The sequence below is a fragment of the Bradyrhizobium sp. DOA1 genome, assembly GCF_001593325.1.
Lineage (GTDB): Bacteria > Pseudomonadota > Alphaproteobacteria > Rhizobiales > Xanthobacteraceae > Bradyrhizobium.
In genome coordinates this window covers 423,447-425,760 of record NZ_JXJM01000001.1, presented here as the reverse complement: position 1 = coordinate 425,760, position 2,314 = coordinate 423,447, and the positions used below count along the sequence as shown (strand labels likewise).

The following is a 2,314-nucleotide window of genomic DNA, read 5'->3' as shown; positions in this document are numbered from 1 at the left end:
TTGGATGAAGCCGCCACCGAGCACGCGGGCCTGGCCACTAGGCGCATCGTAGAACACGCAGGCCTGGCCCGGCGAGACGCCCTCTTCGCCGGCGACGAGCTCGACCTCGTATTGGCCATTGCCGCCGCGCAGCCACGCTGCTTGCGGGCTGCGGGTCGAGCGCACGCGCACGAACATCTCGAGGCCGGAGCCGATGGCGCTGTCGATGTCGCCACCGCCGATCCAGTTGACGTCGCGCAAGCTGATGCGGTGCATCTTCAGCGCATCGCGCGGGCCGACCACGACGCGGCGCGCGGCGGCATCGAGGCGCACCACGAACAGCGGCGAGCCGGAGGCGATGCCGAGGCCGCGGCGCTGGCCGACGGTGAAATTGGCAATGCCGTTGTGCCGGCCGAGCACGCGTCCGTCGAGATCGACGATCTCGCCGGGGTCCATCGCGTTCGGCCGCAGCCGCGTGATGATGTCGGTGTAGCGCCCCGTCGGCACGAAGCAGATGTCCTGGCTGTCGTGCTTGTCGGCGACCGCGAGCCCAAAACGCCGCGCCAGCTCGCGCGTCTCGGGCTTGGTCATGTCGCCAAGCGGGAAGCGCAGGAAGTCGAGCTGCTCTTGCGTGGTCGCGAACAGGAAGTAGCTCTGGTCGCGGTCGCTGTCGGCGGCGCAGACCAGCGCACGCGAGCCGTCGCTCCGGCGGCGCGAGGCGACGTAATGGCCGGTGGCGAGCGCATGCGCGCCGAGCTCACGCGCGGTCTTCAGGAGATCGCGGAACTTGACGCTGCGGTTGCACTCGATGCAGGGCACCGGCGTCTCGCCGAGCGCGTAGCTATCGGCAAAGTTGTCGATGACGGACTCGCGAAAGCGGTCCTCGTAGTCGAGCACGTAATGGGGAATGCCGAGCTTGGCCGCGACGTCGCGGGCGTCGTGGATGTCCTGGCCGGCGCAGCACGCGCCCTTGCGGTGAGTCGCCGCGCCATGGTCGTAGAGCTGCAGCGTGATGCCGACGACGTCGTAGCCTTCAGCCTTGAGCAGCGCAGCCGTCGTCGAGGAATCGACGCCGCCCGACATGGCGACGACGACCCTGGTGTCCTCAGGACGGCCTTCGAGATCCAGACTGTTGAGCATGGGCCTTATGAACAGTGCCTTGTGAGCAGCGCCTTGGCGTTCTGACGGCGGCGTGCGGCGCATCCGCGATATGCGTGCTTCCTTCGGGACATCGGCAATCCCTTGGGAATGCTGGTTCCCCCGGGAGGTACAAGGCCCTGTCGAAAGCGGCTGAGAGTGACCTCTTTAATATAGGCGGCATTCCGGTGAAGCAATCACGCGGGCGCCCGCTTAGGGCAATTCTTGCCGGGGCGGCAGAAATGCCGGGGTCGCAGCGGCATTGCCGTAGCGGCACAAATTCTACAAGGCATTGATTTCATTGTTTAAATTTACCACCCGAGAGGCTGGCCCGCTCCTTGCTCCCTTCTATGCCGAGAATGTTTCCATGAGGTCGCCTGTGGTCGGTCGGACGTCAGATATCGTGGCAAGCGTGCAGGTCCCGAGCGCGCAGCAAAAGCCTGCCCGCTCGCAGGCGCCGAAAGAGAGTTCCGCGGCCGATTCCTTCGGCTCGCTAATCGACAGCAACACCCAGGCGATCGACAACAACACGCAGGCGCAGGACACCGCGCCGCGCCGGAGCGAGTCCGCCTCCTCGTCCGCCGCGGATCGCGCGCGCGACACCGCGTCCAGGGATGAGCCCGCGCAGAGTCGGGCGAGCGACGAGTCCGATAGGTCCGCGCCCGCCAGGAACGACGACGACGATCAGGTGAGTGAGATGGCGGCGGATCCGAGCAAGGAAGCCGGCAAGACCAAGGACAAGGATAAGGATAAGGTCGAGGCCTCCGACACCAAATCGACCGACAAATCCGACGAGGCGAAGGGTGACAAGACCGACACCGTCGACGGCACCGACGCCGCGACCACTGCTGTCGATGTGGCTGCCGCCGCGCCGGCCGATGCGGGCCAGACCGCAATCCCCGATCTCAACGCAATCGTCGTTGCCGCGCCGGTCGTGCCGGCCGATCCGAATGCAGCGGCAAACCAGGCCGCCGCCAGCACCGCCTCTCCGCTGACCATCGCCGCCGCCGGCCTTGCCGCCAGCGCCTCCACCGCGGCGCAGATTGCCGGCACCAAGACCGATACCGCCACGGCCGGCGACAAGAGCGCCAAGACCGCGAGCGCGGTGGTCGATGCCGAGACCACAACGACGCTCGGCGAGACCGCGACCGGCACCGGCGAGGCGGCGGCGACCGATGCGAAGTCCAATGGCGGCCTG

At 67.2% G+C, this 2,314-nt stretch carries 1 protein-coding gene and 1 pseudogene; one reads left to right on the top strand and one right to left on the bottom strand.

The genetic code is table 11. From position 1 onward, the window contains the following. On the bottom strand, positions 1–1,119 hold a 1,119-nt coding region (gene mnmA / locus SE91_RS02020; protein ID WP_061850871.1), incomplete at its 3' end, for a tRNA 2-thiouridine(34) synthase MnmA. Positions 1,120–1,495: 376 nt separating this feature from the next. On the opposite strand from mnmA, the pseudogene SE91_RS36790 reads away from it, so the two are divergent. After that, positions 1,496–2,314 (top strand): annotated as a pseudogene (locus SE91_RS36790) (flagellar hook-length control protein FliK); the annotation flags it as partial.